Below are 26,901 nucleotides of genomic sequence, written 5' to 3'. Positions count from 1 at the left end.
CGAAAGGAGGCGGAAATGCTGAAAAAACGGATTGTAAAAATTTTAGCGATGGCGGTTTCCCTTGGAGGGCTTGTTTGGTTTCTGATTCCGATTCATTGGGGTGTGCTGAATATCGGCAATGCGTTCGGAATCGCCGTATCCGTCCTCCTTTTCCTGACCGCCGTGTTTTCCGGCGCGATCGGCCGGAAATGCAAAAGCTCCAAAGGGTTCCGCGTTTTTTGCCGTGCCGTGCTGGTCCTGTTCTGTGCCGGAGTGCTGTGGGCCGCGGTGCTGACCGGGCTGATGATTTACGGCGTGGGAGCGGGACAGGCCGCCCCGCCGGCGGACGCGACGGTGGTCGTGCTTGGCAGCAAGGTAAGCGGCACCGCGCCGAGTGCGGATTTGCGGGTGAGAATAGAAACGGCGGCCGCGTATCTGAAAGACCATCCCAACGCGAAATGCATCGCCAGCGGTGGGCAGGGAAAAGGCGAACTGGTGACGGAAGCTTCCGTGATCCGGGAACACCTTGTGAAAGACGGGATCGACGCTTCCCGGATTCTGGCGGAGGATACGTCCGTTTCCACGCAGGAAAATCTGAGCAATTCACAGACGCTGATTGAGAAAAACGGGTTGAATCCCGTAATGGCGATCGTCACGGACGACTACCACCAGTACCGCGCGGGCAAAATCGCCGCCGGACTGAAAATTACGTCCTATCCCGTCAGCGCGCCGACGCCGTGGTACATTTTTTCCTCCTGCTACGCGCGGGAGCTGCTGGCATTGACAAAGTTTTTTGTTTTCCCTTAAACTCTCCTTGAAAAGTTAAGGAACTTGTCTGTTCCGGCTGAATGGCTCCGTCCGGCGTCAGAAAAGCCCGAAATACGGGAAAATAATTTACTATTTGTATAAAATACGACATAATTGTCAAAAAGTTAATACTAAAGAACGGAGGGAAGGAATGAACAGACTGCTCATTCGCGGCGCAAGGCTTCTTGACCCGTCGAACGCGACGGACGAAACAGGGGACATCCTGATTACGGACGGCGTTTTTGCCGCCGTCGGCGGGGAAATCCCCTGCGCGGACGCCGAAGTGATAGACGCGCGGGGACTGGTCGCCGCGCCCGGTCTGGTGGACATGCACGTCCATCTGCGCGACCCAGGGTTTACCGAAAAGGAAGATATTCTGACCGGCTGCCGTGCCGCCGCCGCGGGAGGGGTCACCAGCCTTCTGTGCATGCCCAACACCGAGCCAACAGTCGATACCCCTGAAACGGTGCGGTATATCCGGGAAAAAGCACAAAGTGCCGACGCGAGGGTGTATGTCGCGGCGGCGATTACAAAAGGCCTGAAAAGCGAAGAGCTGAACGATCTGGCGGCACTCAAAAGCGCCGGGGCCGTCGCGCTGAGCGACGACGGACGGCCCGTGGTCAACACTCTGCTGATGGCGCGGGCTCTGCGCCTTGCCGCCGAACTGGAAATGAGGGTGGTGTCCCACTGCGAGGACTTGTTCCTGTCGCAGGGAGGGAAGCTCAACGAAGGAGCCGTTTCGGAAAGGCTGGGGGTAAAAGGTGTTCCCGCCGCCGCGGAGGACTGCGGCACCGCGCGGGAAATCGCGCTTGCGGCGGCTTACGGCGTTCCGGTGCATATCTGTCACGTCAGCACGAAAACCTCCGTCGCGCTTGTCCGCGACGCGAAGCGGCGCGGTGTCAGGGTGACGGCGGAGACCGCGCCCCACTATTTCGCGCTGACGGAAAACGCGCTGCTGAGCCGCGACGCGGATTACCGCATGAGTCCCCCGCTCCGTACGGAAGAGGACCGGCTGGCGGTGATCGAAGGGCTGCGCGACGGCACGATCGACGCGATCGCGACCGACCACGCGCCGCATACCCCGGCAGAGAAATCCGACTTTCTTTCCGCGCCGAACGGGAGCATCGGGATGGAAACAAGCCTTGCCGCGGGAATCACTTATCTGGTAAACGGCGGGCTTCTCACGCTGACGGAGCTTCTTCACCTGATGAGCGCCGCGCCCGCGGCCCTGCTGGGAATTCCGGCGGGCTCGCTGGCGGCGGGAGCGCCCGCCGACCTTGTGCTGTTCGACCCCGGCGAGCGCTGGACGGTCGACCCCGACCGGCTGCACGGCAAAAGCAGGAACGCCGTCTTTAAGGGCAGGGAACTGACCGGGAAAGTGAAAAAAACGATTTGCCGGGGTAAAATCGTCTTTGAAGATACAGGATTGCAAGGCTTATGACGGCCTGCCCGACCGAGGGCAAGCCGCCATTTAATAAAAGAATAAACGGAGGAACCACCATGGCACTGGACAGATTACTAGAAGGCATCGTAAAGCTGCAAAACCCCACGGTAGCGGGACTGGACCCCCTGCTTGACTATGTTCCGAACTTTATAAAGGAGGAGGCCTTTACCCGGTACGGCGAAACGCTGGAAGGGGCGGCCAACGCGATTCTGGAGTTCAACAAAGGGCTGATTGACGCTCTGCGCGGCGTCGTGCCCGCCGTAAAGCCCCAATGCGCCTATTATGAAATGTACGGATGGCACGGTGTAAAGGCCCTGTACGATACGATTGACTACGCAAAGGACAAGGGGCTGTTTGTCATTACCGACGGCAAGCGCAACGATATCGGCTCCACCATGCAGGCGTACGCCGCGGCGCACCTCGGCACGGTCACGGTCGGGGAGCGGACCCACGTACCGTTCGGCGGCGACGCGCTGACCGTCAACCCTTATCTCGGCTCCGACGGCATTACCCCTCTGCTGGACATTTGCGGGGCGCAGGACAAGGGGATTTTCGTGCTGGTAAAGACCTCCAACCCTTCCTCCGGCGAGCTGCAGAACCAGATCTTTGAAGGCGGGGAAACGCTTTACGGCACCGTCGGGCATCTTTGCGAGCAGTGGGGCGAAGGCTTGCCGGGTAAGTACGGATATTCCGGCGTCGGCGCGGTGGTGGGCGCGACCTATCCTGCACAGCTGGCGGAGCTGCGCCGCGATTTGACCCGGACCTTTTTCCTGGTGCCCGGCTACGGCGCGCAGGGCGGCGGCGCAAAGGACGTTGCCCCGGCGTTTGACAAAAACGGCCTGGGCGCGGTGGTCAACGCTTCCCGTTCCATTATGACCGCGTGGAAAAAGAGCGGCGCGCCGGAAACGGACTACGCCCGGGCGGCCGCGCAGGAGGCAAAGCGGATGCGCGACGAAATCGTAAAGGAGATCGGCACGATTTCCCTCCCGCAGAAGGAGAGCCGTTAAGCATGAAATACGATATAATGCTCTGCAAAATTACAGAAAAAAAGCAGCTGACCGCCGATGTTTTCGACCTGACCGTGGAGGCGGGCAAGCTGGCCGAAGCCGCGTCGGCAGGGCAGTTTGCCCAGCTTTATGTGCCGGGGAAAACCCTGCGCCGCCCCATTTCCATCTGTGAGATCGACCGCGCGGCAGGAACCCTGCGCTTTGTTTTCCAGATTCGCGGGGAAGGCACCGCCTGGCTTGCGGACACATGCCCCGGCGATACGCTGGACATCCTTGCGCCGCTGGGAAACGGATATTCCCTCGGAAATACCCGACAAAAGGCAGTATTTGTCGGAGGAGGCATCGGCGTGCCGCCGCTTCTGGAGGCGGCGAAGGCCTTTGGCGAAAACGCGGCGGTTCTCACGGGCTTCCGCAATGAGGAAAGCATCATCCTGAAAGAGGATTTCGAGAAAAACGGAAACCGGGTGCTGATCGCGACCGACGACGGCTCCTTCGGCTACCACGGGCTTGTGACCGACCTGCTCAAAGGATTGGATTTTACCGCCGTTTTTGCCTGCGGCCCCGTTCCCATGCTGAAAGCAGTGTGTAAGATCGCCGCCGCGCGCGGGGTGCCGTGCCAGATTTCCCTGGAGGAGCGCATGGCCTGCGGAATCGGCGCGTGCCTTGGCTGCGCGTGTAGGCTGAAGAAAGACGGAACGGAATTTTACGGCCATGTCTGTAAGGACGGCCCGGTCTTTGATTTTGAAACGGTCGTGTGGGAGGGATGAGCATGGCGGATTTACGGGTAAACATTGCGGGCGTTGCGTTTCAAAATCCGATTGTCGCGGCGTCCGGCACCTTCGGCTTCGGCCGTGAATACAGCGAATTTTATCCGCTCGGCACTCTGGGGGGGATTTCCTGCAAGGGGATCACGCTCACCGCGCGCCCCGGCAACCCGCCGCCGCGCATCGCGGAAACGCCGGGCGGGATGCTGAACGCCGTCGGGCTGCAGAATCCGGGGGTGGACCATTATATCGAACACGATCTGCCATGGCTGAAACAGCAGGGAACGGTGATTATCGCGAACATCGCGGGCAATACGCCGGAGGATTACTGCCGGATGGCGGAAAAGCTTTCCGAGACCGACACGGATATCATAGAGCTGAATATTTCCTGTCCCAACGTCAAACAGGGCGGCGTGCAGTTCGGCACCAGCTGCGCCGGGGTGGAGGGCATCACGGCGGCGGTGCGGAAGTACTGTAATAAACCGCTGATGGTCAAGCTGTCCCCGAACGTCGGCGATATCGGCGAAATTGCCGCGGCGGCAGAAAGCGCGGGCGCCGACGCGATTTCCATGATCAACACCCTGACCGGCATGCGCATCGACATTCATACCCGCAGGCCGGTTATCCGCAACAATACGGGCGGGCTTTCCGGCCCGGCGCTGCTTCCGGTGGCTGTCCGGATGGTCAGTCAGGTATATCAAAGGGTAAAAATTCCCATAATCGGAATGGGCGGTATTTCCAAATGGCAGGACGCTGTGGAGATGCTTCTGGCCGGTGCTTCCGCTCTGCAGATCGGGACCGTGCTTTTTACCGACCCGTACGCCCCGGTGAAAATACTGGACGGGCTCAACGAATATCTGGACAGGAACCATATTGCCAAAGCAGCCGGGCTGACGGGAAAGATGATCCCATGGGAATCATAAAAAACAGGAGAATGACACAATGACACGAATCATACTTGTTCGTCACTGCGAAGCGCTGGGAAACACGAATGGCGTTTTCCAGGGAAGCATCGACTGCGATATTGCCGGAAGCGCCGAAACACAGCTTGACCTTTTGAGCATCCGGTGCCGCAATATGCCGATCGACGCGATTTACTCCAGTCCGTTACGGCGGGCGTATAAAACGGCGCAGGCAATCAACCGTTTCCACGATCTTCCCATTCAGGTGGAACCGCTCCTGCGTGAAATCAGCGGCGGGGTTCTGGAGGGCCGGCTCTGGGAGGAGATGGCTGAACGCTTTCCAAACGAATTGGATACCTGGCTGAACCGCCCGTGGGATTTTGCCCCGCCGGAAGGGGAGCCCATGCGGCAGGTCTATCAAAGAGTGTGGGAGGGCATTATCGGTATTGTCCGGAAGAATCAGGGCAAAACCGTTTGCGCCGTTTCGCACGGCTGCGCCATCCGCAATATCCTATGCAATGCGCTGCATCAGCCGCTTGAGCAGATCAATCAGGTGGCGGGTTCCGCCAATACCGCCATCAGCGTGATTGACTTCGACGATAACCTGTACAGCACGGTGGTTTCTATGAACGACGCTTCCCACCTGACGCCGGAGGTTTCCTCCACCGCGAAATTCGTGTGGTGGAAGCAGAACGGCCGGGAGGCATCCGGGAAAAGAGGACGATCATGAAAATACTGGCTGTCGATTTGGGCAGGGCGCGCACAGGACTCGCGGTATGCGACGAAAGCGAGCTTCTGGCCTCTCCCGCGGGCGTAATCAGCGAGCATAATATGGAACGGCTTGCGCAAACAATCGCCGCACAGGCCGCGGAAAGGGCAGTGGGGACGATTGTGGTCGGCCTGCCCCGCAACATGGACGGCAGCGAAGGGGAAAGCGCGCAAAACGCCCGCGCCTTTGCCGAAGCACTGCGGGCGCTGGTAAACGTTCCGGTGGAAATGCGCGACGAACGGGGGACCACCATTACGGCCCACGGGTATCTGAACGATACCGACACGCGCGGAAAAAAGCGCAAGGCAGTGGTGGACGCGGTTGCCGCAACCATTATCCTGCAGGATTATCTGGACTACCGAAGAAATCAAAGGGGACAGAAAAAAGAGGGGGACGGCTGAATCCGTTTCCCTCTTTTTTAATGTTGATAGGCTGTATTCAGTTCCGGTCTTTGCCGAGGTAAAACAGGGCTACGGTTCCGGGCCCGGAATGTGTCCCGATTACCGGGCCAATAGGGTTGATTTCCGCCGCTTGGACGTGGAACCTTTTCCGCACCTGGTCCGCTATGTATTTGGCATCCTCCGGGGCGTCGCCGTGGCTGACGAAAATCATCTGCCCTTCCGGGTCTTCCACCGCGTTCTGCATATGATGAAGGAGGGCGTCCAGGGACTGACGGCGTCCGCGTACTTTCTCGACCGGAATCAGCCGCCCTTCGCTGTCGACGTGAAGAACGGGCTTGATCCCCAGCATCGTACCGACCAGTGCCGCCGCGCCGGACACGCGCCCGCCGCGTTTCAGGTGATTCAGGTCGTCGACGGTGAACCAGTGCGCAAGGCGCGCACGGTTGGAAAGCAGCCATTTGTACACCTCGTCAACGGAACTGCCGTTCTGGCGCATCTGCGCCGCGTAATAAACGAGAAGGCCTTCTCCCATGGAGGCGGCAAGCGAATCCACAGCGCAGACCTTTCTCAGGGGATATTTCAGCGCAAGCTTCTCGGCAACCAGGCGTGCATTGTTGTAGGTACCGCTCAGGGCGGAGGAAAACCCGATATATATCACATCCTGTCCCGCCTTTAAAGCCGTTTCAAAGGCTTCCGCGAAGGTGACGGGGCCGATCTGGTTGGTGGTGGCCATTTCCCCGCCGCGAAGACGGTCGTAGAAATTGTGGGAGGAAATATCGCGCTCGTCCGGATAATTGGTATAGGAATCTTCTCCGACCGTAAAAGTCATCGGAATCACTTCAATATCCATCGCTTTGATCAGCTTTACGGGAAGGTCAGAAGTGGAATCCGTTATGATTCTGTAATCGTACATCTAACCCTTCACTCCTTTCATAACTGGGTCCGGATGCTTCTGAAATGCATTATATAATATTCCCCGGAAACTGTACACCGACAAAATGAGCAAACTGTCATATGACATCAAAAGGGCCCCTGATCTTCATCAGGGGCCCTAAACTTATTTATTGATCCCGCCTGGCCGTAATGTGCTGAAATAACCTGCTACTAAAAAGCAGGTGGGTGCCAGCCCAATGGGTTCGTACTCCCTTCGTCCGGCAAAAGCCGGGAGGTCTGAGGTCCGCCACCGGAGCATATGCTCCCGATTTAAATTTGTAGGGTTATTTTTGCAACGGTCCACGCACCAGGCAGGGTGCAAACGAAATGTTTATTCGTCGTTTTCCGTATCTTCCTCGGAATCGTACAGCTCTTCAAAACGGCTTTCAAAAAGCTCGGCAAGCTTGTCGAGCAGTTCTTCATCCTCTACTTCGGCCAGCTGCTGTTCGCCGTTTTCTTCAATCGCTTCAAAGATATAATAAGTGCCCTCCGCGTCAACTTTATCCTGTGGATCCTCAAATGTCGGCAACAGCGCGTAGAAGCAGCCGTCGTCGTTATCGATAACATCCAGAACCTCAAATTCGTGTTCTTCGCCGTCGTCGTCAATCAGGGTAATTAAATCCGCACCGTATTCGTCGTTCACAGGGGTCATCTCCTCACCGTTTATTTGTCTATGTATTATTCTACATTTCCTGTTTCATGAAGTCAACAGGAAAATAAAGTTACACAATAATATATGAAATTTTCATGTACAAGCCTAAAAATATATTGACCTTTTACAAGTTATCGCTTATAATATAGATGGAAACAGAGATAAGAATGATTTTTAAACGGTGATGGGCGGGTGCCGAAAAAACGGCGGCGCTGCAGAAACGGCGCCGGCAAAGGGTACCGCCGGAAGAAGCACCGGGAAAATCAATGATGCAGAAAGAGGTGAGTCCAATGGGCATTGAACCGTTTTGTAAAGCACACAGCTGCAAGTTCGTTGGGCGCAGCTGCCGAATCCCTTGTTCAGCGTGAAAATAAATGATCCGGAAAATCCTGATGATTCATGCAGCAAGATTGTAGGCGGAATATCGACCACGATGTCCGAACCAACGAAACGACGATTCTTTATAGTTTGCAACCCGTTTTTTGCTTTTCTGAAAAAGCAGTTCGATTGAACAGGGAAAAGGGGTGAGTCCAAAATATAGCTTGAAACGCGTTTTCGTGTTTTCGTTTTATTAAAAAAGAAATTGGTGGACCCAATGTACAGTTGAGAAACAATTTAACCAAATAAATTTGAGGCTCCGGCAATGAACTTGCCGGAGCTTTTGCTTTCTATCGTAAATCGGCATACAAATATGAGGTGATTACATGATTCGGACATGATGACGGCTGCCGCGTGTCACAAAGAGTAACCGCCTTGTTTCAATATAAAATATGCCGCAAAGTTTTCTTTCGTGCATCCGTTAAACGCATTTTTAAGAAGCTTTTTTTCTTTGGGCATGAATTCAGCCTGTTCATCGAGGGATATCTATGATAGAATGGTAAAAAATTGTAATTTAAAGATGTGATTTTGTGACAGCCTCAGGCTTTAAAATAAAGGCGGACCTTTTGTTGACCCGCTATTTTTCCGGCGACTCCATCAGCTATCGCCAAATTGTTTCCATTATTATTCCGATTCTGGTGGATCAGGCATTTGTCGTCTGCCTGAATTTGCTCAATACCGCTATGATCAGCTCGTCCGGCGTGGCGGCGGTCAGTGCCGTCAACATGGTGGATTCGCTGAACCTTTTTCTGGTGAATGTATTTATCGCAGTGGCGACGGGCGGTACGGTCGTTGTGGCCCAGTATAAGGGCAGCAGAAATGACGCCATGGCTTCCAAAGCGGCGGCCGGTTCGGTTTGTGCGGTCTTTCTGCTGGCGCTTGCGGTCAGCTTGACGGTGGTCGTGCTGCATACGCCGACACTAAACCTCCTGTTCGGGAAAGCGGATACCTCCGTTCTGAGCAATGCAAAGGTTTATTTGATCGGGTGCGGCGCTTCCTACTGCGGAATCGCTACGGTAGAAGCCGTCTGCGGGGCGCTGCGCGGCGTTGGCGAAACGCGTTCCTCGCTTTTTCTTGCCCTTACCATGAACCTTTCCTATGTGGCGCTGAATTTTCTGTTTATTAATTTGCTGAATATGGGCGTTTTGGGGATGGTCATTGCGCTCAATATCGCAAGATATATCGGAGCGGCGTGTTCCATCCTATATCTGATCAAAGGGAATAGTTCCCTGCATTTTCAGATCAGGGATGTTTTCCGGGCCGACTTTGTCATGCTGAAAAGAATTCTTTTTATCGGTCTTCCGTTTGCCGCGGAACAGATGTTTTTTAACGGCGGGAAAATTTTAACGCAGACGTTTATTGTACAGCTTGGAGTGCTGTCCATGGATATTAATGCCATTTCTAATTCCATTACGACTCTGTTTCAGATTCCCGCCAATGCACTGCTGCTTTCCACCGTTACCGTGGTCGGCCAGTGCATGGGGCGGCGGGATGTAAACGACGCGCGGAAATTCATTAAATCCTTTATCGGACTTTCGTCCCTGTCGTTTGTGCTGATGTTTCTGATTGTAATTCCGCTGTTCAGCCCGCTGGTCTCCCTTTTTCACCCGCCTGCTTCCGTGGTACCGACCGTTTTTCAGATTGTCTGTATCACCGGGCTGTCCCAGATTCCCGTGTGGTCCTTCAGCTTTGTCACGCCCGCTGCGCTCAGGGCCGCTGGGGATTCCAGGTATACCTCGATTGTTTCCATGCTTTCCATGTGGCTGTTCCGTGTGGTGTTGGGTTATCTTCTGGGAATCGTCTTGCCGTTTGGAGTCGTGGGCGTCTGGGTGGCGATGATCTGCGAATGGGGCGTACGCGGCTTTATTTTCGTTATGCGCTTCCGGGGGAAAAAGTGGTATCAGCATCATCTGATTGATAACTGACCCCCAAAGAAATCAGGACTCCGTGCCAACGGCAGCTCGGTATATTGAATTACAAAAAACAGCGGAAGGAAATTTCCTTCCGCTGTTTTTCTTATTTCCGTAATGATCAGCAGGTCCCGGTGATTCCTTTAATGCAGCGGAGAAGATCTTCCAGTGTGCTGATCTCTTCACCGCAGCCGGATACTGCATTCTGCACATTTGCAGGCAGTGATGAAAAATATTGATTTACTTCAGCATTGGATGCTAAAAGATCATTTAAATTGTTTGCCATTTCTGTCACCTCGCGAATAGTTTGCGAGGATGGCATGAAATTATGAAAGTAAATTGTTGTTAAAAATATTGCCTTGGCCGCCCGCTATTTTACACAGCAGGCGGTTTTTAACGATTTTTTTGCAAAGAAAAACCGTTCGGGACGGTACGGAAAAGTGTAAAACTATGACCTCTTACGGCTGCAGACAAGCCGCTCAATGACATCATCCAGGATACGCAGATCGCTATTATTTAAATCGTCCAGCAGGGAAAGAATCCGTTTCAATGCTCTTGCGCTTTCGCTGTCACAGCTGTTGCTGCAGTCATTGGAACCGAAATCATTCGCGTCTGATACGGACTCAACATTATTGGCATAGCGGTTTAAACTCATTGTTCTACTCCTTTCACTCGAGAATACTCCATAGTATGCATTGCCTGAACAGCCTGTCAATATGGGTAGCGGGAATTCCACGGACATATAAAAATCCGCCGGTCGGGAACCGGCGGATTGCGGAACGGTCTGCGCGGTTCCGTTTTTATTTTCCTAATATATTTACCCATGAAAGCACGTTTGACTGCGGCATTGTTTTGTTCTGTGTAGTCCCCTGTACCGCTGTATTTCCGGCGGCATTCTGCGTATTCGTCTGCGGCATGGCGCTGTTCTGCTGCATGGAGGCACCCTGCGTCGCCGTATTTCCGGCGGCATTCTGCGCATTCATCTGCGGCATTGCGCTGTTCTGCTGCATGGAGGCACCCTGCGTCGCCGTATTTCCGGCGGCGTTCTGCGTGTTCGTCTGCGGCATGGCGCTGTTCTGCTGCATGGAGGCACCCTGCGTCGCTGTGTTTCCGGCAGCGTTCTGCGTATTCATCTGCGGCATGGCACTGTTCTGCTGCGCGGAGGAACCCTGTACCGCTGTGTTTCCGGCGGCGTTCTGCGTATTCATCTGCGGCATGGCACTGTTCTGCTGCGCGGAGGAACCCTGTACTGCCGTGTTTCCGGCGGCATTCATATTCATCCGCGGCATCGCACTGCCCTGCTGCATGGAGGAGCTTTGCACCGCCGGCATGTTCATCCATGGCATGGGGCTGTTTTGCTGCATGTTGGCGCCCTGTACCGCCGTATTTGCGGTTGGAGCGTTTTGCGTCATTGGCAGATTCATCCGCGGCATGGCGCTGTTCTGCTGCATAGAGGTCCCCTGTACCGCTGCGTTTCCGGCGGCGTTCTGCATCATCGGCATATTCATCTGGGGCATAGCACTGTTCTGCTGCATGGAGGTCCCCTGTACCGCCATGTTTCCGGCGGCGTTCTGCATCATCGGCATATTCATCTGCGGCATGGCGCTGTTCTGCTGCATGGAGGTCCCCTGTACCGCCATGTTCCCCGCGGCGTTCTGCATCATTGGCATATTCATCTGGGGCATAGCACTGTTCTGCTGCATGGAGGTCCCCTGTACCGCCGCGTTTCCGGCAGAATTCATGTTTTGCCAAGGCATTGAGTTATTCGCCCAGGGCATTGTGTTATCCTTCTGTTTTGATATTCCCTGTACATTCATGTTGTTTCCGGCTGCTGTACCGTCCCACGGCCAGGGGTCGGCGATCCACGCCCAGCGGCTGGTGTTCTGGGAGTTCACATTGACCGGCCCGTAGGCCGCTTCATACTTCGCGGTCATTTCATTTGTTGCTTTTCTGTATTCTTCCAGCTTCTGCGCCGCTTTGCAGTCGCCGGGATGGGTATCTAAAAAAATATGAAGCTCCCACATTGCAAACTGGTAGGAGCGGATTCTCGTCATTAAAGCTTCCTGTTCGGTCATTTCATTACACCTCGTTTACCTAAAAAGGGTTTGTCAAGATCTGGGAATATGGTGCCGCTGCGCAGACCCATTTCCGGCTCGTATACCGCGCCGAACTGCTGGAAAGGAACGTATGCCATTGCCACGACGGTCGTTGCGGGCAACGGCGGGGGACTCAGCAGGCACGATTCCCCTTCCACGATTTTCATGTCGTTCATTGTATATCTCCTTTCTGATACGTCTCGACACATCGGGCTTATCCGATAATATAGTATGCAGAATTCCCCAAGCACGTGCAATCCGGCCACCTGCCCAAGGCGCCTGCAAACGCCGGGCCGCACGGAAAATTCCCTTCTGGGAATCCTTAGTTCGGGAAACAGTCTTGTATAATTTTGCTGTTTGAGATAAAATATACTAATATTCCAGGCGTAAGGCCAATTTACAATATATGGAGAAAAAAATGGCAGGCAGTCAAAAAAAAGGAATCCGCAAAAATCTTTTTGTTATTGTTACGCTGCTTCTTTCCGCCGGAACTTTGCTGTACTTTCTGTTTACCACGGACGGGATCGTCGCGCTGGGAGAAATTATCCTGAAGCTGAAGCCCGGGTGGCTGCTTTTATCCGTTGCGGGCGCGGCGCTCTGCTGGATTTCAGAGGGCTTCGTCCTGAACCTGCTCTGCGTCCATCTGTATCCCGAATGGAGCTACGGACGTTCTTTTTGCGTGGGCATGGTCGGCCTTTTATATAATGCGATCACCCCGTTTTCCAGTGCCGGTCAGCCAATGCAGATTTACTTTATGAGGAAAATGGGAATGGACACAGGGAAGGCCGGCTCCATCATTGCGGTCAAGACCCTTACCTATCAGATCGTGATGGTGCTGTATTCCCTCGCACTGGTTGTCATGAAGCTGCATTTTTTTCAGACGAGCGTCAGTAACTTTTCCTTTGTAACAATTATCGGGCTGATCAGCAACAGCACCTTTATCACCCTGGTCGCCCTGTTCATGATCAGCGAGACCGCCACGGATAAAATTGTGACGGGCGTGATCCGCTTTCTTCATAAAGTGAAGCTTTGCAGACATCCCCAAGAGCGTTATGAGAAAATCCACAGCCAGCTCGAAATTTTCCACGGCGCTTCCAAGCTGATGGGAAGATCGGTCAGGCTGTATGCCGTCGTGATGGCGTTCACCGTTGTTCAGATTACGCTGAACAGCCTGATTCCCTATTTCATTTACCGCAGCTTCAACATAGGCTCCGCGTCGGTCACAACCATGGTGGCGGCCCAGGTGTTCGTAGCCATGGTCAGCGCGTTTGTGCCGCTGCCGGGAGCCTCCGGCGGCGCGGAAGGCAGCTTCTACCTGTTTTTCGGCATGTTCTTTAAGACCGCCATCATCCCCGCGATCCTTCTGTGGAGAATCATTACCTATTATTTCAATATCCTGTTCGGCGGCGTTTTCGCTTATGTCGCGCAAAAACGCTACCATGTGCAGGCGCCGGACGAATTGGAAAAACAATGATCTTAAATAAGATTTCTATAACAAAAAAGCCCAACGGTCCGTTGGGCTTTTACGGAGGAAGCACTGCTTCCTCCGTTATTTTATGATGTGAATAACCTTTATATCCGACTGCATGACGAATCTTAACGGCTATTTTAAACGCTTGATCGCTTCCTTGGTCCTGACCAGATATTCCTTTATCAGCCCTATGTCGTTTTTTGCAAGACCCAAATACAGCAGGTCCGTGACGATGAGAGAGGCGTTGCGCGAAGCAATTGCGCCCAGCCTCAACTCTCTCTCCGAGGAGGGAATATAGAGCAGGATGTCTGAAAGCTTTACCAAAGGACTTTTTTGAACTGAGTAATGCTGATAACGGGCGTCCCCAGCTCTTTCGCAAGCTGTACGGCAGTGTTGACCTCGCGTGTTGTCCCGCTGTAGCTAACGGCGATCGCCGCATCCCTGTCCGTCATGTGAGCGGCGGCGGGCAGCTGATAATGAAAATCGCTTTGAAACACGACCCTGCGATTTATCCGCGTCAGCTTCTGCATAAAGTCCATACACACGATCCCCGATCCGCCGACCCCGAAAAGATAGACCGTGTCACAGTGAAGCAGCAGGTCGACCGCTTTTTCAAGGCTTGCGGTGTTGATAAGCCGGTATGCCTGATTCTGCAGCATGGTATTCAGGTTTTCCGCCTTTTTCAGGACGGTATCCATCGAATCCTGTTCCTGAATCATGTCGTCGTAATTTGTGATTTCAGCAGCTCTGTCCTTGGCCAGATCGACTTTCAAAGCGGTAAAGCCGTTGTAACCCAGTTTTTTAGAAAAGCGTATCACTGCGGCGGCAGAAACACCGACGCGTTCCCCTAAAGTCTGTGATGAGTTTAAGGGGACTTCGTCAATATGGTTAAGGATGTAATCCGCCAGCTTCTTTTCCGTATCCGTGTAGCTGGAGGCTCCTTCCCGTATTTTGTAAATGCAGCTCATGTGTAAACGCTTCCTTTTCTGAATTCAGTTTTTGGGGAGTACGGCGTCTCTGCTTTTAAGCGAGCGGATTGCCATCGATATATTGCCCAGGCTATCGTTCAGCATGGTTTCACAATTGCTTCTGGAAAGACCGGTCAGCGCCATGCAGATCGCCACCTTTACGTCGGAGCCGCTGGATTTCAGATATTTTTCGGCTTCTTCGTAGCTGCACCCGGTGCTTGACAGGATAATCCGTTTTGCCCTCTCGATCAGCTTTTCGTTTGTCGGCTGTACGTCTACCATCAGATTTTTGTACACTTTTCCATATTGTACCATAAGTGCGGTGGAAATCATATTCAAAATCATTTTTTGTGCGGTCCCGGATTTCATGCGTGTGGAGCCGGTAATGACTTCCGGCCCGACAAGCACTTCGATTTTGGTTTGAGCATGCATTGAGATTTCAGCGTTGCTCACGCAGCTGATCGCCCCGGTGTAAGCGCCGATCTCTTTTGCGTAATCCAGCCCGCCGATCACGTACGGCGTTCTCCCGCTTGCCGCCAGACCGATAACGGTATCGCTGCTGTTCAGAGAAATGCGCATTAAATCCTGCTTTGCGAGGGAGAAATCATCCTCTGCCCCTTCCTTCGCCCTGATCAGCGCCTCAAATCCGCCGGCGATGACGCCCTGGATCAGCGTGGGCTCCACACCGAAGGTCGGAGGACATTCGCTGGCGTCCAAGACACCCAGCCTGCCCGAAGTGCCCGCGCCGATGTAGACGACTCTGCCGCCGCGCATCATGCGCTTGTGCGCTTCATCTACCAGCTCCTGAATAGCGGGCAGCACTTTTTCTACGGCAAAAGCAACCTTTTTATCTTCGGAATTGATTACTTCAAGCATTTCTATTGTGCTCATTACATCGATCTCACGGCTTTCTTCGTTCTTTTGCTCTGTTTCAAGTATATCAAGATTTGTGATCATTTTGCATATCTCCCTTAAAATGTTGTAGTGTGTGGGAAATTTGGTTTCTGTGCGTTGTTCAATGCTTTTTTCAATGAATAACCGGCAAGCGAAGGTTCGTTTGGGACTGTTGCTGCCTTCCAAGGTTATTCTTAGTAATTTAATTATAAACATTTAAAATAAAAATTCAATACATATTATTAAATAATAAAATTAAATTTTATAAATTCTATTTAAAATACAGGAAAAATGCGGGATAATATTTTAAAACTGGTTTTTCAATATTCTTAATTTAAAAGCTGTTTTGTAAATGTTTTGAAATAAAATTTTAAAATTTCTACAATAATTATTAAAATTTTATTGACTTTTTAAGAAGGCAATACAAAAAAAGTGGAGAGAACCCATTTGACCGGGCTGATCGTGTTCTTCGTCATTTTCTTTATCGCTACATTTTTTGCATTGCGGTTCGGAAGCGAATGGGTATCAAACTTGGTCGCGTCTCTGCCGGCATGGCTGAATACGGGGCTGAAAGCGACTTCCACCATCCTTCCTGCGGTAGGTATGGCAATGCTGATCAAGATGATGGACGCAAAAAAATATTGGGCATTTCTGCTTCTGGGCTTCGTGTTAGCGGAGTATCTGAAGCTTGACGTACTTGCGATCTCGCTGATGGGTTTGGCGATTGCCGCCGGAGTCTTTTCTCTGAGCAAGCGGGAGGACGGAGAAAACATCTTTGCGGATAATGAAAACAGCGAAAACAGGGAAATCCTCCTGGACAGGAAAGACCTGAAAAAAGTATTCTTCCGATCTTTCTTCTCCATGACGTCGATCAACTATGAACGGTACTGCAACCTTGGTTTCTGCTATGCCATGATCCCGGCTTTGAAGAAGTTCTATAAAAACGAAGAGGAATATAAGGAAGCGCTTGCGAGAAACAACGAGTTTTTCAATTGCCATCCCTACACCGGAAATGCAGTCATTGGGGTGACCCTGGCACTGGAGGAAGAAAAATCGAGGAATCAGCAAATGGCTCCGGAAATCATCTCTTCCACAAAAGCCGCGTTGATGGGACCGCTGTCCGGAATTGGGGATTCTCTTTTCAAAGCGACCTTTATGACCATTTTTGCGGCGATCGGCGCCGGAATGAGTTTGAACGGGAATTTCCTGGGGCCCATTGTGTTCATCGTTCCGAATGTTTTGCTGAATGTTTTTTCGCGGTGGTACTTTATCAAGTATGGCTATCGGTTCGGAATCAAGCTTGTCAGTAAAATCAATGAATCGAATCTGATCGATAAGTTTGTTCAGGCGGCCACTATTGTGGGTTTGATGGTCACCGCCGCAATGGTTGTCAGCTTTGTCAAGCTGCCCATTGCCCTGCAGTTTATTTCCGCCGGCAAAAAAGTCGTGGTGCAAGAGCTTTTGGATCAGATTCTGCCCGGCTTGCTTCCCGTTGCGGTCACTCTCATTTATTATAAAATCTTAAACAAATCACAAAAAGGCAATTATATTTGTATTGTTTTAAGTTTTGTGATCGGTATTTTCGGAAAACTGTTTGGGATACTTTAAAGTTCTCTGTTGAAAGGAATGGTTGGATGACGTCGAAACAGGAAACTGTTTTAAACCAGATCAAAAACGGGCTCATTGTCTCCTGTCAGGCCCGGGAAGGCTGGGCGATGCGGGGCAGCGATATTATGGCGGCCTTCGCAAAAGCCGCTGAAGAGGGAGGCGCAGTAGGAATCAGAGCAAACGGCGAAGAGGATATTCGCGCCATTTCCCGGAAAGTAAAGCTTCCGATTATCGGGATTTGTAAAATATGGGATCAGGATAAACGTGTTTTTATCACGCCGGATTTTGAAAGCGCCAAAAAAGTGATTGAGGCCGGTGCCTCGATTGTTGCACTGGACGGGACAAAAAGAGAAAGGCCGAACGGCGAAACGCTCACTTCCATTATTCAGGGTATCCATAAAAATTACCCGGATATATTGGTTATGGCGGATATTTCAACCTTTGAAGAGGGTGTTTACGCAAGTGACTGTGGCGCGGATATCGTGTCAACCACGCTTTGCGGATACACTCCCCAGACGAGCCATATAAACGGATTCAGCTATGAGCTGGTGGAACAGCTTGTCCGTCATCTCGCAAAACCGATCATCGCAGAAGGCAGGATCCACACCAAAGAAGAGGCGCTTAAAATTCTGGAGCTGGGCTGCCACAGCATTGTTGTGGGAACGGCGATCACCCGACCGGAGATCATTACCTCGTGGTATGTCGAAGAATTGAAAAAGGGGAAAGCTTCTCCCACGGCCTGACGGACAAGAGATTAAAAAAGGATGTACTATGATAAAATTTGATTACACGATTCAGGATAAACTTGGATTACATGCGAGACCGGCGGGGATGCTGGTGAAAATCGCGCAGGGCTCCGGCTGTAAAATCAGTGTGCTGGCCAATGGCACGACAGCCGATGCCAAACGCCTGTTTTCCATCATGAGCTTGTGCGCCAAAGAAAACGACAGACTTACCTTTACCATCGAAGGGGAAGACGAACAGACGGAAACGGACCGTTTGAAAGCGTTTTGCAAACAAAATTTATAACAAATAGTCTATTTCAAATTAGCTGTCGGTAATGGAAGCGGACCCGGAACAGATTGTTCCGGGTCCGCTTCTCTGCTCTCCTCTTAACCCGGTATCCTCACCGGTTAAGAAATGCCTTTCCCCTGAAACGATTTCTTTGGTACTCCGCCGGACTTTTTATGTCCGCTTTGTATGAGCTTGTGCCGGGATTTGTGTCCTGTGACCGCCTTTTCAAGCTCTACCACCGCAAGGGGAATCAGGGACAGCAGCGCCACGATCAGCCATTGGCGGCCGTTCAGCACCGCGGTTTTGAAAATTACGGCCAGCGGTTCAAAGACGATCACCATTGTCTGGAGCGCCGTGCAGATTATCCCCGCCAGCACAAGCTTGGGGTTGGCGAAAATGCCGGCTTTAAACACGGAGTGCGGAGACCGCATGTTAAAGGTATGTACGATCTGAGAGAGGCTGAGGACCGCGAACGCCATGGTGCGGCCGACATACGGGGACGACGGGTCGACGTCGAAATAAATGCGGCCGATGCTGTAGGCCAGGAGCGAAATAGCGCCGATCAGGCACCCTTCCACAATAATATTGTATCCCATGCCGCCGGAAAAAACGCTTTCGTTCGGTTTTACCGGCTTGCGGTCCATAATGTCCCTGTCTATCGGTTCAACGCCCAGTGCAAGCGCGGGAAGGGAATCCGTCACAAGGTTTACCCACAGCAGCTGGATGGCCAGCAGGGGGGTGGGCAGGCGCAGCAGAAAGCTGACAAACACGGTCAGAATTTCCCCGATGTTGCAGCTGAGCAGGAAATGCACGGTTTTTCGGATGTTCTCATAGATGCCCCTGCCTTCGCGTACAGCGGTCACAATCGTTGCGAAGTTATCATCCGTCAGAACCATATCCGACGCCGCCTTGGCCACGTCAGTGCCCGAAATGCCCATTGCGCAGCCGATGTCCGCGGCGCGCAGCGCGGGGGCGTCGTTTACGCCGTCCCCCGTCATGGCGACGACCTCGCCGTGGGACTGGAACGCGCGTACGATGCGCACCTTGTGTTCCGGGGAAACGCGGGCAAACACGGCGTAGTCGTAGATGCTTCTTTCAAGCTCCCGCTGGCTGAGTCTGTCCAGCTCCGCGCCGGTGATGACGCGGCTTTTTCCGTCCATAATGCCGAGCTGCTTCGCAATCGCCGCCGCGGTGGCGGCGTGATCCCCTGTGATCATAATGGGCCGGATGCCGGCCTTGCGGCATAAATCCACAGCGGGTTTTACCTGCGGGCGGGGCGGGTCGATCATTCCGATCAGGCCGCAGAAGGTCAGGCCGTGTTCAATATCCTCATCCGGGTCCGGCAGAAAGTCGATGTCCCGGTAGGCGACGCCGATCACGCGCAGCGCGCGCGAGGCCATCTCCTCGTTCTGCCGCGGCGCTCCGCCCGTACAGTGCGCGAACAGAATGTCGGGCGCGCCCTTGGTGATAATCCGGTAACGCCCGCCGCCCAGGCGGTGTACGGTCGTCATCATCTTGCGCTCGGAGCTGAACGGGATTTCCATTACGCGGGGATACTGTTCGTCGAGCCGTTTTTTTTCGGTGGGAGCGGCGGAGACGATCGCCGTTTCGGTCGGGTCGCCGTGGATCGTGCTCCCGCTGACCGTACAGTTGCAGCAGAGCGACGCAAGGCTCAGAAGGAAATCTCCCTGCGTCGAGTGGATCGGGACGGTTCCGCCGGAGCCTCTCAGCTCCACCACGGTCATCCGGTTCTGCGTCAGGGTGCCGGTTTTATCGGAGCAGATCACACTGGCGCTGCCAAGCGTTTCCACAGCGGGCATACGCCGTACAATGCTCCTTTTCGCCGCCATGCGGCGTACGCCGATCGCCAGCACAATGGTGACGACCGCGGGAAGGCCCTCCGGAATCGCCGCCACGGCCAGACTGATGGCAATTAAAAACATTTCCAGCGGTTGAACGCGCTGAAACAGGCCCATAATAAAGATGACAAAGCAAATGACCAGGGCGCCGATTCCAAGCCAGCGCCCCGTCTGTGCCAGCTTGCGCTGCAGCGGGGTCTGGGGAGCCGACTGGGTGCTGATCATATGCGCGATTTTCCCCACCTGTGTTTCCATCCCGGTCGCCGTAACGATGCCGGCGCCGTGCCCCGACGCAATGGAGCTTGAGGAAAACAGCAGATTGTGGCGGTCGCCGAGCGGGGTGTTGGCGGAGCAGGTCATGTCCGCGCGCTTTCTGCCCGGCAGGCTTTCCCCGGTCAGGGCGCTTTCCTCCGCCTTCAGGTTGACGGCTTCGGTCAGCCGCAAGTCGGCCGGAACAAGATCGCCCGCGTTCAGAAGGACAAGATCGCCGGGAACCAGGTCCTTTGCCTCAATCAGCGCTTCCGCGCCCGCGCGCACCACATGGGCGTGAGGACTGGACATCTTTTTGAGCGCTTCGATCGATTTTTCCGCCCTGCTTTCCTGTATCATGCCCATCATCGCGTTCACCGTGACGATTGCCAGAATGATGATGGAATCAATATAATCGTTGTCCTTCTGCAAAAAGGAAGTCACAAACGAAATTCCGGCCGCCACCAGCAGGATGATGACCATAAAGTCTGAAAACTGCGCGAAAAACCGCAGCAGAACGCTCTTCTTTTTCGGCTGCTCCAGTTCGTTCGGGCCGTACCTGCTCCGGCGCTCTTCCGCCTGGGCCGGCGACAGGCCCGTCTTTATATTGGTACCGAGTTTTTTTGCACATTCTTCTTTTGTAAGACTCTGCCAATCCAATCGTATCAACCCCCTGTTATGGTTAAGTATATTCGCGGATTTCTCAAAATATGGTAGTATCGTCCAACGTTAATACTTTCCCGTTTCCACGACGGGCAGGCGGAAAGGAGGAGAAGAGAGGATGAATCTGGATTTTCTGATCCTGAATTTTATACAGAGCCATTTTCACAACGGCTTTACGGATTTCTTTTTTCCCGCCGTCACCGTGCTGGGAAACGCGGGATTTATATGGGTTGTGGCCGGTATGTGCCTGATCTGCTCCAAAAAATACCGTCCGTACGGGGTGATGCTTCTGGCCGCTCTGATGCTGACGCATACGGTCGGGGAAGGAATCCTGAAGCCGATTTTCGCCCGTCCGCGCCCGTTCAGCGTTACCTTCGGATACAGGCTGCTGATTGCTGCGCCGCACGGGTATTCCTTTCCGTCGGGTCACGCCGGTTCTTCTTTTGCGGCGGCGTTCATCCTGCGCAGGGCAAACCGTAAATTCACAGCCCCTTCTTTTTCCCTTGCACTGCTGATTGCCGTTTCACGCGTTTTTTTATTTGTACATTACCCGTCGGATGTTTTTGCGGGCGCAATACTGGGCGTATTATGTGCCTGCCTTATTTGCTGGCTGTATAAAAGGATTTAAATAATTCTAAAATCCAATATACAAGATATGCCTGAAAAGGTGAAAAGAGCCAAAGATATTGCGGAAAAATCATTTTGGTCAAGAAAGGGAACGTTTTCGTCTTGCATATCTGACAAAATTGAATTATCATTAAACTAGTTTGTGGTCATATTTCACACAAAAAGGAGGGGAAAAATGAGAAGATGCGTAGGAGATATTGAGCTGTGCGGCAATAATCTGAAATATTACGTTTATGGTAGCCGCAGCACGGGCTTCGGGGTGGAAATTACCGTGACCCGTGTAGAAAAAGCTGACCAGATAGTGTCACATGATTTGGGGACGGCAATGAGTGTGGCGCAGCAGCTGCAGAGGGGTTCGGTTTTTCCGACCAATTTAAGCGAAATAATCGAAGACTTTCAATTTGAGGCGGATTCCGATTGACAAAAAAGCTGTGCTATTCTATACTAATGACAAATTCAAAACAAAGGAGAAAAGCTTATGAAATATGTTTGTAATGCATGCGGCTATGTATACGACCCCGCGGTAGGTGACCCGGACAACGGCATCGCACCCGGAACAAAATTCGAGGATCTGCCCGACGACTGGACCTGCCCTATGTGCGGGGTCGGCAAGGATATGTTTTCTCCGGAATAACTGAAAAGGAAGAATGTCATTAGAATGGGTGCAATCAAACTCAAAAGCAATGTTTATTCAGTCGGTGTCCTGAATCCGTCACTGCGTGTTTTTGACATTATTATGGAGTCGCGTTATGGCACCAGCTATAACGCGTACCTCATTACGGGTGAAAAGAACGTTCTGATTGATACGGTACACGCTCCGTTTTTCGACGAGTACCTGAATAACATTCAAAGTGTCATCGATATTTCCAAAATTGATTATCTGATTATGGACCACACGGAACCGGACCATTCCGGCAGCGTTGGAAAGCTGCTCGAAATGAATCCCAATATTACGGTTTACTGTACGGTGGCGGCAAAGATGTATCTTTCCGCCATTACCAACAGAGACTTCCAATGCGTCACTGTAAAACAGGGGGACAGGCTTTCGATCGGAGGGGAAGAGCTCGAATTCATCATAGCGCCTCTTCTTCACTGGCCGGATTCCATGTTTGTCTACATGGGTTCGGAAAAGACGCTGTTTACCTGCGACTTTCTGGGGACGCATTACTGCGAGCCCACTATGCTTGATACGACCGTCCATTATCCGGACAAGTACAGCGAGCAATTCGAGTATTATTACAATTGTATTTTCGGGCCGTTCAAGCCCTATGTTCTGGCCGGGCTTGACAAAATAAAGGACCTTCCGATTACATTGGTCTGTCCCAGTCACGGCCCCTGTCTTACCGAAAGCATTCAGAAATGCGAGGAGCTTTACCGGGAGTGGAGCACTCCCGTCCCGCATGAGAAAAAAAAGGTCGGTATCCTTTACGCTTCCGCTTACGGATGTACTGCGAAGCTGGCCGAAGCAGCCTATGACGAACTGAAAAAAGACGAGAAGCTGGATGCGGAGCTGATCAATGTCGTCTTTACGCCGTTTGAAGAGGCAGCGAAGCTGGTCAATGAAGCGGACGCTCTGCTGATCGGTTCCTGCACCATTAACCGCGACGCGCCGAAAGTCATCTGGGACATCCTTGCCAGCGTGGACGCGATCAACACCAAACAAAAACCGGTCGGGGCGTTCGGTGCTTACGGCTGGAGCGGCGAAGCCGTTCCGATGATGAAATCCCGGATGGAACACCTGAAGCTCCGGTTTATCGGAGAAGGCTTCCGTGTTCTTTTCAGTCCTACGGAAGAAGACCTGACGGCCATCAGGGCGTACGCGAAAGAAATAGTATCCAACATGAAGTAAAAAAATAAATCCGGAAGCGGCTGAGTTGTCAGTCACTTCTGGATTTTTCTTTTTTGCCCTGCCGGTACCGTTTGGAAATTCTGCGGTAAGCAATCGCGCCGATCAGGCTGGCGGCCGCCGTGATGGAATAAATAATGGCCGCGATCCTGTAATCCTGCATCCCCAACGCATTGCCTGTAATCGTAGAAGTGATCACAGAGGGAATCCGCGCAATACTGGTCAGGATTAAAAAGGTTTTCAGCTTCATGGATGTAAGCCCGATAAAATAGGTCATAAGGTCCTTCGGGGTTCCCGGAATCAGGAACGCGAAAAATACGATGAAGTTCAGATTTCTGCTGTATTTCATAAAGCGCAGGGAATGGATTTTTTCCCGGCTGATAAACGCTTCCACCAATCTGTTTCCCCAAAGCTTTGTAAACAGGAAAATAACGGACGAGCCGACCGCCGCTCCGGCCAGGCACAGCAGGGTGCCCTCCAGAGTACCGAAGGCGTAGCCCGCGCCGACCTCCATCGGTTCGCCGGGGATGACGGCAAAGATGATCTGCAGGACCATCATACCGACGAAGGCGAATCTTCCCGCCACCCCGTGCAGGTTGACCCATACGCGGAACTGCTCCGGGTTGGAGATGGTGTCGATCAGCGGCCTCCAAAGCAGCGCGGTGGCTGCCGCGAACAAAAGGAGCAGCACGGAAACGGAAACGATGCCGGTGATTTTTCTTTTCTCTTCGTATTCCTTTTGATTTTCAGTGTTTATAATTTCAGGTTCCTCCCAAAACATTTTTCAGGATCGATTTTTAACCGGCACACGCGGCCAAGAGGAGCGCATGACGGTATTTCCGGATAGAAAAGGCGGCCGGTCCGAGAGCCGGCCGCCTTCCTGTATTGATATGCTGTATTTGCGTGATTATGCAGCTTGTTATTTATTCCAGCCGAGTTTTTCCACCAGCTGTCCGGTTTTTCCGGACTTATTTGAAAAGTTGTAGCTGTTTGAGTACAGGTAAAGATTACCTTCATATCCGTTCAGCAGGGTTTTCAGCTTGCCGTCCTTCACCTGAAGAGGCGACTTGTATTCGATCACCAGGTAAGAGGAATCTACGTCAAGGTTTTTGCCGTCGTTCAGCTTGCCGTCCAGATAATCCTGCCTCATGGCGTCCAGCAGTTCCTTTTTGGTGTTCAGGTCCGGCGCAAAGGTGGTGCTGTCTTCCCCGCCCCGTGTGTCCAGATCGACGCTTTTGATGTACTCCGGCTCAACATAAAACAGGAGGTCCTGAGTTTCTTTGTATTCTCTGGTATCGGCGATTTCGCCCAGCGGAGAGATCGGATTTCCCTGTCCGTCATTCTTATATTCCAGATAATAGGTTCTGTTTACGATGCCGCCGTTTTTCAGATGATAGGTTAACGTAAAGGAAGTGCCGTTCATGCTGTTCAGGCAATAAGGATAGGAATGTTCTCTTTTGTCCTGCGTGATTTTCTTATGGAATTCAGTTACCTTTTCAATATTGGCCTTTTCCGTCAGTGTCGGCGTAACGGAGGTAAGGACGCGGTGATTCGCGTCAAGAATCTGCCCGCCGTTGTTTGTGTAAGGGTCCTCTATGGTGACGCTTGTCACATCCTCCGCCAGGGGAACGCGGATGTCGTAGCCCAAAGCGCCCGTGGCAAGAAAAGCATAAGTGACCACAAACACGGCCATGAAAACGCCGTATCCGACGAAGCTCCTTTTCAGCTGCTTAAACCCGCGGGAATAAATGGTCTCCGTCACAATATGCGCGGCAAGGGACCCGGCAATCAGGCCGATAAAGAAGTTCCCGGAGCTTTCCGTTCCGCTCTGGAGCAGCAGCCCCAGACCGAGGCCCGTCACAGCGGTGATCATGAAACGGATCACATTTTTAGGAAGGGAGAAAGCAAAGCTGCTTTCGGCACATTCGCTGCGGCGTTTCTGGTAGAGAAGAACGGTGCCCGCCAGAAGCACTAGGGTAAATAGGATCCACCACACATAGAAGCCCGTATCGACAACCAGAGCTCCGCTACGAGCCTGGCTTCCGCTCACAATATACGGCATGAAAGCGGCCATGTAAGGAGAAACCGCGGTCAGAATAAGAGAGTTTGCGGTTAATCCGGTATTCAGGCCGGGCAAAAGCGAGGAGGCAAACCGGTCGCCCAGAAAAATCAGAAGCGGATATGCCGCGTTAATGCCCAGCAGGGACAGAATCATGTCGGTGGTCGTTCCGGTACAGACCGCCATGAAGGAGGACAGGCACAGCGCCGCCGCACAGATCAGCATCAGCCACAGCAGATAGGAAAATACGGTGACCCAGCAAAGCTGAAGCTGTACGGGGTAGGCTGCGCCCACAATGAATACGATCGCAAAATTCAGTAAAATAGGCGCGTAAAGCGCGGTCAGGCTGGCAAGCAGCCGTCCCAGAATCATGGGCGTCCTGCCGACCGGCAGCGCGTGGAACAAATCCACGCTGCGCTTTTGATGCATATAGCCGAACAGGGAAACGGAAATTACCAGAACGAAAATCAGGGACATCGGGGTGACAATCAGAGCGGTCAGCCCCGTGACGCTGCTCAGATAGGTCTGCGTCCACATTTCGGGCGTGTAAACCTCGGTGGTGATCCGATTCTGCGTGTTCGCCATCAGGATCATCAGAATCATGGGCAGCGCGATAAACATCAGAAGCGCAAGAAGCGCCATCATACCGCGGTTTTTCTTCAGCGACCATAAGTATGTTTCCCAGAATTCTTTCCTGCGCCTAGTTGAGGATGTTTTCGAGGTCATAACCGGCCACCTCCATTTCACTGATAAATACTTCTTCAAGAGTGAGCGGAAGCACTTCCGCGAAAACAGGGTTCAACCCGTTTATCTTTTCCAGAATCTCGTCTTTTGAACCGCGGATCACCAGATTAATCAGGGAACCGTGCATTTCGGTCTTAATGATTTCCAGCGGCGCGAAGGCGCTGATTTCGGGCATGGGCTTGAACACCGCCTGCACCTTGTTAATGCCGAGCTTCAGCTCGTCAAGGTCGCGCTCGAATACGACGCCGCCTTTGTGGAACAGCCCCACATGGTCGCAGAAATCTTCCAGCTCCCGCAGATTGTGCGAGGCGATGATCACCGTCATGCCGCGCTGGGCGACTTCCCCGGAAACAATGCGCTTTAAAAGCTGGCGCATCACCGGGTCAAGGCCGTCGAACACCTCGTCCAGAAGAAGGCAGCTCGGCTGGGTCGCGATCGCGCAGATAATCGCCGCCTGCCGCTGCATCCCCTTGGACATATTGACGATTTTGCTCTTGCTGTCGATCGGGAACAGCCCGCACAGCTCTTCAAACCGCTTCTGGCTCCAGCCGGGGTAAATGCGGGAGAAAAATCCCGCCATTTCTCTCAGAGTGGCCTGCGGCAGAAAATACGGGAAATCCGATATGAAAAAAATCTGAGACTTGACCTCCGAGTTTTCGAACGGCGCCGCTCCGTCCAGAAGCACCTCGCCGCCGTCCGGCTTATAGATTCCCGCGAGCGTGCGCAGAAATGTGGATTTTCCGGCGCCGTTGGAACCGACCAGCCCGAACACCGAACCCGACCCGATGGAAAAAGATATCTCATCCAGCGCGGTGGTCGCGCCGAATTTCTTCGTTAGTTTTTTTGCTTCTATCATC

At 52.7% G+C, this 26,901-nt stretch carries 29 protein-coding genes, 1 other RNA gene and 1 pseudogene; 17 read left to right on the top strand and 14 right to left on the bottom strand.

Features of this window, described 5'->3' with window-relative positions; all coding sequences use genetic code 11:
- Nucleotides 1–15: 15 nt before the first annotated feature.
- From LY85_RS08940 to ruvX, 7 genes are all read left to right on the top strand, one after another.
- Complete coding sequence (locus LY85_RS08940; protein WP_185741172.1) at nucleotides 16–786, top strand: YdcF family protein; 771 nt, start codon at nucleotides 16–18, stop codon at nucleotides 784–786.
- Nucleotides 787–937: 151 nt separating this feature from the next.
- Nucleotides 938–2,227 (top strand): dihydroorotase, encoded by a 1,290-nt coding sequence (locus LY85_RS08935; RefSeq protein WP_141826363.1) that lies wholly within the window; start codon nucleotides 938–940, stop codon nucleotides 2,225–2,227.
- A gap of 59 nt (nucleotides 2,228–2,286) precedes the next feature.
- Entirely contained in the window at nucleotides 2,287–3,237 is a 951-nt protein-coding gene (gene pyrF / locus LY85_RS08930; protein WP_141826362.1) for an orotidine-5'-phosphate decarboxylase, read from the top strand.
- A gap of 2 nt (nucleotides 3,238–3,239) precedes the next feature.
- The gene (locus LY85_RS08925; RefSeq protein ID WP_141826361.1) at nucleotides 3,240–4,004 is read left to right on the top strand and encodes a dihydroorotate dehydrogenase electron transfer subunit; all 765 of its coding nucleotides are present in this window, start codon (nucleotides 3,240–3,242) and stop codon (nucleotides 4,002–4,004) included.
- A gap of 2 nt (nucleotides 4,005–4,006) precedes the next feature.
- Nucleotides 4,007–4,924, top strand: coding sequence for a dihydroorotate dehydrogenase (locus tag LY85_RS08920; protein ID WP_141826360.1), 918 nt, complete (start codon nucleotides 4,007–4,009; stop codon nucleotides 4,922–4,924).
- A gap of 19 nt (nucleotides 4,925–4,943) precedes the next feature.
- Nucleotides 4,944–5,633: a histidine phosphatase family protein gene (locus LY85_RS08915; RefSeq protein WP_141826359.1), complete on the top strand. Its 690-nt coding sequence runs from the start codon at nucleotides 4,944–4,946 to the stop codon at nucleotides 5,631–5,633.
- Nucleotides 5,630–6,073, top strand: a complete 444-nt coding sequence (gene ruvX, locus LY85_RS08910) for a Holliday junction resolvase RuvX (RefSeq protein WP_141826358.1) — start codon at nucleotides 5,630–5,632, stop codon at nucleotides 6,071–6,073. Before LY85_RS08915 ends, ruvX begins: the two co-directional genes overlap by 4 nt.
- Before the next feature lie 37 nt (nucleotides 6,074–6,110).
- On the opposite strand, the gene LY85_RS08905 is transcribed toward ruvX, so the two are convergent.
- The 3 genes from LY85_RS08905 to LY85_RS08895 form a co-directional block, all read right to left on the bottom strand.
- Complete coding sequence (locus LY85_RS08905; RefSeq protein WP_141826357.1) at nucleotides 6,111–6,986, bottom strand: DegV family protein; 876 nt, start codon at nucleotides 6,984–6,986, stop codon at nucleotides 6,111–6,113.
- 150 nt (nucleotides 6,987–7,136) lie between these two features.
- Nucleotides 7,137–7,327: non-coding RNA, 6S RNA (ssrS, locus tag LY85_RS08900), on the bottom strand.
- Nucleotides 7,328–7,337: 10 nt separating this feature from the next.
- Nucleotides 7,338–7,658, bottom strand: a complete 321-nt coding sequence (locus LY85_RS08895; protein ID WP_243122518.1) for a DUF1292 domain-containing protein — start codon at nucleotides 7,656–7,658, stop codon at nucleotides 7,338–7,340.
- Between the two features lie 947 nt (nucleotides 7,659–8,605).
- Between LY85_RS08895 and LY85_RS08890 the strand changes: the two genes are divergently transcribed.
- Nucleotides 8,606–9,961, top strand: a complete 1,356-nt coding sequence (locus tag LY85_RS08890) for an MATE family efflux transporter (protein WP_243122517.1) — start codon at nucleotides 8,606–8,608, stop codon at nucleotides 9,959–9,961.
- A 106-nt stretch (nucleotides 9,962–10,067) separates the two neighbouring features.
- On the opposite strand, the gene LY85_RS19255 is transcribed toward LY85_RS08890, so the two are convergent.
- The 4 genes from LY85_RS19255 to LY85_RS08875 all read right to left on the bottom strand — a co-directional run bounded on the left by LY85_RS19255 (nucleotide 10,068) and on the right by LY85_RS08875 (nucleotide 12,218).
- Nucleotides 10,068–10,232 carry a hypothetical protein gene (locus LY85_RS19255; protein ID WP_156103920.1) on the bottom strand — a complete coding sequence of 55 codons (165 nt, stop codon included), beginning with the start codon at nucleotides 10,230–10,232 and terminating at the stop codon, nucleotides 10,068–10,070.
- A gap of 162 nt (nucleotides 10,233–10,394) precedes the next feature.
- Nucleotides 10,395–10,601 (bottom strand): hypothetical protein, encoded by a 207-nt coding sequence (locus LY85_RS08885; RefSeq protein WP_141826354.1) that lies wholly within the window; start codon nucleotides 10,599–10,601, stop codon nucleotides 10,395–10,397.
- Nucleotides 10,602–10,746: 145 nt separating this feature from the next.
- Nucleotides 10,747–12,021, bottom strand: coding sequence for a spore coat protein CotJB (locus LY85_RS08880; RefSeq protein WP_141826353.1), 1,275 nt, complete (start codon nucleotides 12,019–12,021; stop codon nucleotides 10,747–10,749).
- Nucleotides 12,018–12,218, bottom strand: coding sequence for a spore coat associated protein CotJA (locus LY85_RS08875; RefSeq protein WP_038325869.1), 201 nt, complete (start codon nucleotides 12,216–12,218; stop codon nucleotides 12,018–12,020). Before LY85_RS08875 ends, LY85_RS08880 begins: the two co-directional genes overlap by 4 nt.
- Nucleotides 12,219–12,460: 242 nt before the next feature.
- On the opposite strand from LY85_RS08875, the gene LY85_RS08870 reads away from it, so the two are divergent.
- Nucleotides 12,461–13,516, top strand: coding sequence for a lysylphosphatidylglycerol synthase transmembrane domain-containing protein (locus tag LY85_RS08870; RefSeq protein ID WP_185741171.1), 1,056 nt, complete (start codon nucleotides 12,461–12,463; stop codon nucleotides 13,514–13,516).
- A 129-nt stretch (nucleotides 13,517–13,645) separates the two neighbouring features.
- Here LY85_RS08870 and LY85_RS19250 read toward each other — a convergent pair whose 3' ends face one another.
- The 3 genes from LY85_RS19250 to murQ are packed head-to-tail and all read right to left on the bottom strand — an operon-like array spanning nucleotide 13,646 to nucleotide 15,435.
- Nucleotides 13,646–13,786 carry a hypothetical protein gene (locus LY85_RS19250; RefSeq protein WP_185741170.1) on the bottom strand — a complete coding sequence of 47 codons (141 nt, stop codon included), beginning with the start codon at nucleotides 13,784–13,786 and terminating at the stop codon, nucleotides 13,646–13,648.
- 44 nt (nucleotides 13,787–13,830) lie between these two features.
- The gene (locus tag LY85_RS08865) at nucleotides 13,831–14,481 is read right to left on the bottom strand and encodes a MurR/RpiR family transcriptional regulator (RefSeq protein WP_141826351.1); all 651 of its coding nucleotides are present in this window, start codon (nucleotides 14,479–14,481) and stop codon (nucleotides 13,831–13,833) included.
- Between the two features lie 24 nt (nucleotides 14,482–14,505).
- Complete coding sequence (murQ, locus tag LY85_RS08860; protein WP_243122651.1) at nucleotides 14,506–15,435, bottom strand: N-acetylmuramic acid 6-phosphate etherase; 930 nt, start codon at nucleotides 15,433–15,435, stop codon at nucleotides 14,506–14,508.
- Nucleotides 15,436–15,801: 366 nt separating this feature from the next.
- Here murQ and LY85_RS19700 point away from each other — a divergent pair.
- The 4 genes and pseudogenes from LY85_RS19700 to LY85_RS08845 form a co-directional block, all read left to right on the top strand.
- Nucleotides 15,802–16,092, top strand: a pseudogene (locus LY85_RS19700) (PTS sugar transporter subunit IIC); the annotation flags it as partial.
- Entirely contained in the window at nucleotides 16,087–16,983 is an 897-nt protein-coding gene (locus LY85_RS08855) for a PTS system mannose/fructose/sorbose family transporter subunit IID (protein WP_279231017.1), read from the top strand. The pseudogene LY85_RS19700 and the gene LY85_RS08855, both read left to right, overlap by 6 nt.
- A 26-nt stretch (nucleotides 16,984–17,009) precedes the next feature.
- A complete protein-coding gene (locus tag LY85_RS08850) occupies nucleotides 17,010–17,726 on the top strand; it encodes an N-acetylmannosamine-6-phosphate 2-epimerase (RefSeq protein ID WP_141826348.1) in 717 nt (238 codons plus the stop codon).
- Between the two features lie 28 nt (nucleotides 17,727–17,754).
- The gene (locus LY85_RS08845; RefSeq protein ID WP_141826347.1) at nucleotides 17,755–18,012 is read left to right on the top strand and encodes an HPr family phosphocarrier protein; all 258 of its coding nucleotides are present in this window, start codon (nucleotides 17,755–17,757) and stop codon (nucleotides 18,010–18,012) included.
- A 104-nt stretch (nucleotides 18,013–18,116) separates the two neighbouring features.
- Here LY85_RS08845 and LY85_RS08840 read toward each other — a convergent pair whose 3' ends face one another.
- Nucleotides 18,117–20,765, bottom strand: a complete 2,649-nt coding sequence (locus LY85_RS08840; protein ID WP_141826346.1) for a calcium-translocating P-type ATPase, PMCA-type — start codon at nucleotides 20,763–20,765, stop codon at nucleotides 18,117–18,119.
- A 121-nt stretch (nucleotides 20,766–20,886) separates the two neighbouring features.
- Here LY85_RS08840 and LY85_RS08835 point away from each other — a divergent pair, with 121 nt between their 5' ends.
- From LY85_RS08835 to LY85_RS08820, 4 genes are all read left to right on the top strand, one after another.
- A complete protein-coding gene (locus tag LY85_RS08835) occupies nucleotides 20,887–21,396 on the top strand; it encodes a phosphatase PAP2 family protein (protein ID WP_141826345.1) in 510 nt (169 codons plus the stop codon).
- Between the two features lie 174 nt (nucleotides 21,397–21,570).
- Nucleotides 21,571–21,816 (top strand): hypothetical protein, encoded by a 246-nt coding sequence (locus LY85_RS08830; RefSeq protein WP_141826344.1) that lies wholly within the window; start codon nucleotides 21,571–21,573, stop codon nucleotides 21,814–21,816.
- 57 nt (nucleotides 21,817–21,873) lie between these two features.
- Nucleotides 21,874–22,029: a rubredoxin gene (gene rd / locus LY85_RS08825; protein ID WP_081928396.1), complete on the top strand. Its 156-nt coding sequence runs from the start codon at nucleotides 21,874–21,876 to the stop codon at nucleotides 22,027–22,029.
- 24 nt (nucleotides 22,030–22,053) lie between these two features.
- Nucleotides 22,054–23,244 carry an FprA family A-type flavoprotein gene (locus LY85_RS08820; protein WP_038325861.1) on the top strand — a complete coding sequence of 397 codons (1,191 nt, stop codon included), beginning with the start codon at nucleotides 22,054–22,056 and terminating at the stop codon, nucleotides 23,242–23,244.
- 28 nt (nucleotides 23,245–23,272) lie between these two features.
- On the opposite strand, the gene LY85_RS08815 is transcribed toward LY85_RS08820, so the two are convergent.
- The 3 genes from LY85_RS08815 to LY85_RS08805 all read right to left on the bottom strand — a co-directional run bounded on the left by LY85_RS08815 (nucleotide 23,273) and on the right by LY85_RS08805 (nucleotide 26,900).
- Complete coding sequence (locus tag LY85_RS08815; RefSeq protein ID WP_141826343.1) at nucleotides 23,273–24,022, bottom strand: TVP38/TMEM64 family protein; 750 nt, start codon at nucleotides 24,020–24,022, stop codon at nucleotides 23,273–23,275.
- 138 nt (nucleotides 24,023–24,160) lie between these two features.
- Complete coding sequence (locus LY85_RS08810; RefSeq protein WP_141826342.1) at nucleotides 24,161–26,026, bottom strand: ABC transporter permease; 1,866 nt, start codon at nucleotides 26,024–26,026, stop codon at nucleotides 24,161–24,163.
- Nucleotides 26,001–26,900 (bottom strand): ABC transporter ATP-binding protein, encoded by a 900-nt coding sequence (locus tag LY85_RS08805; protein WP_038325858.1) that lies wholly within the window; start codon nucleotides 26,898–26,900, stop codon nucleotides 26,001–26,003. The genes LY85_RS08810 and LY85_RS08805 overlap by 26 nt, the downstream gene beginning before the upstream one ends.
- Nucleotide 26,901: the final 1 nt, after the last annotated feature.

This window comes from Clostridium sp. KNHs216 (assembly GCF_006714885.1).
Lineage (GTDB): Bacteria > Bacillota > Clostridia > Oscillospirales > Acutalibacteraceae > Caproiciproducens.
This window is presented reverse-complemented; position numbering and strand designations above follow the sequence as displayed.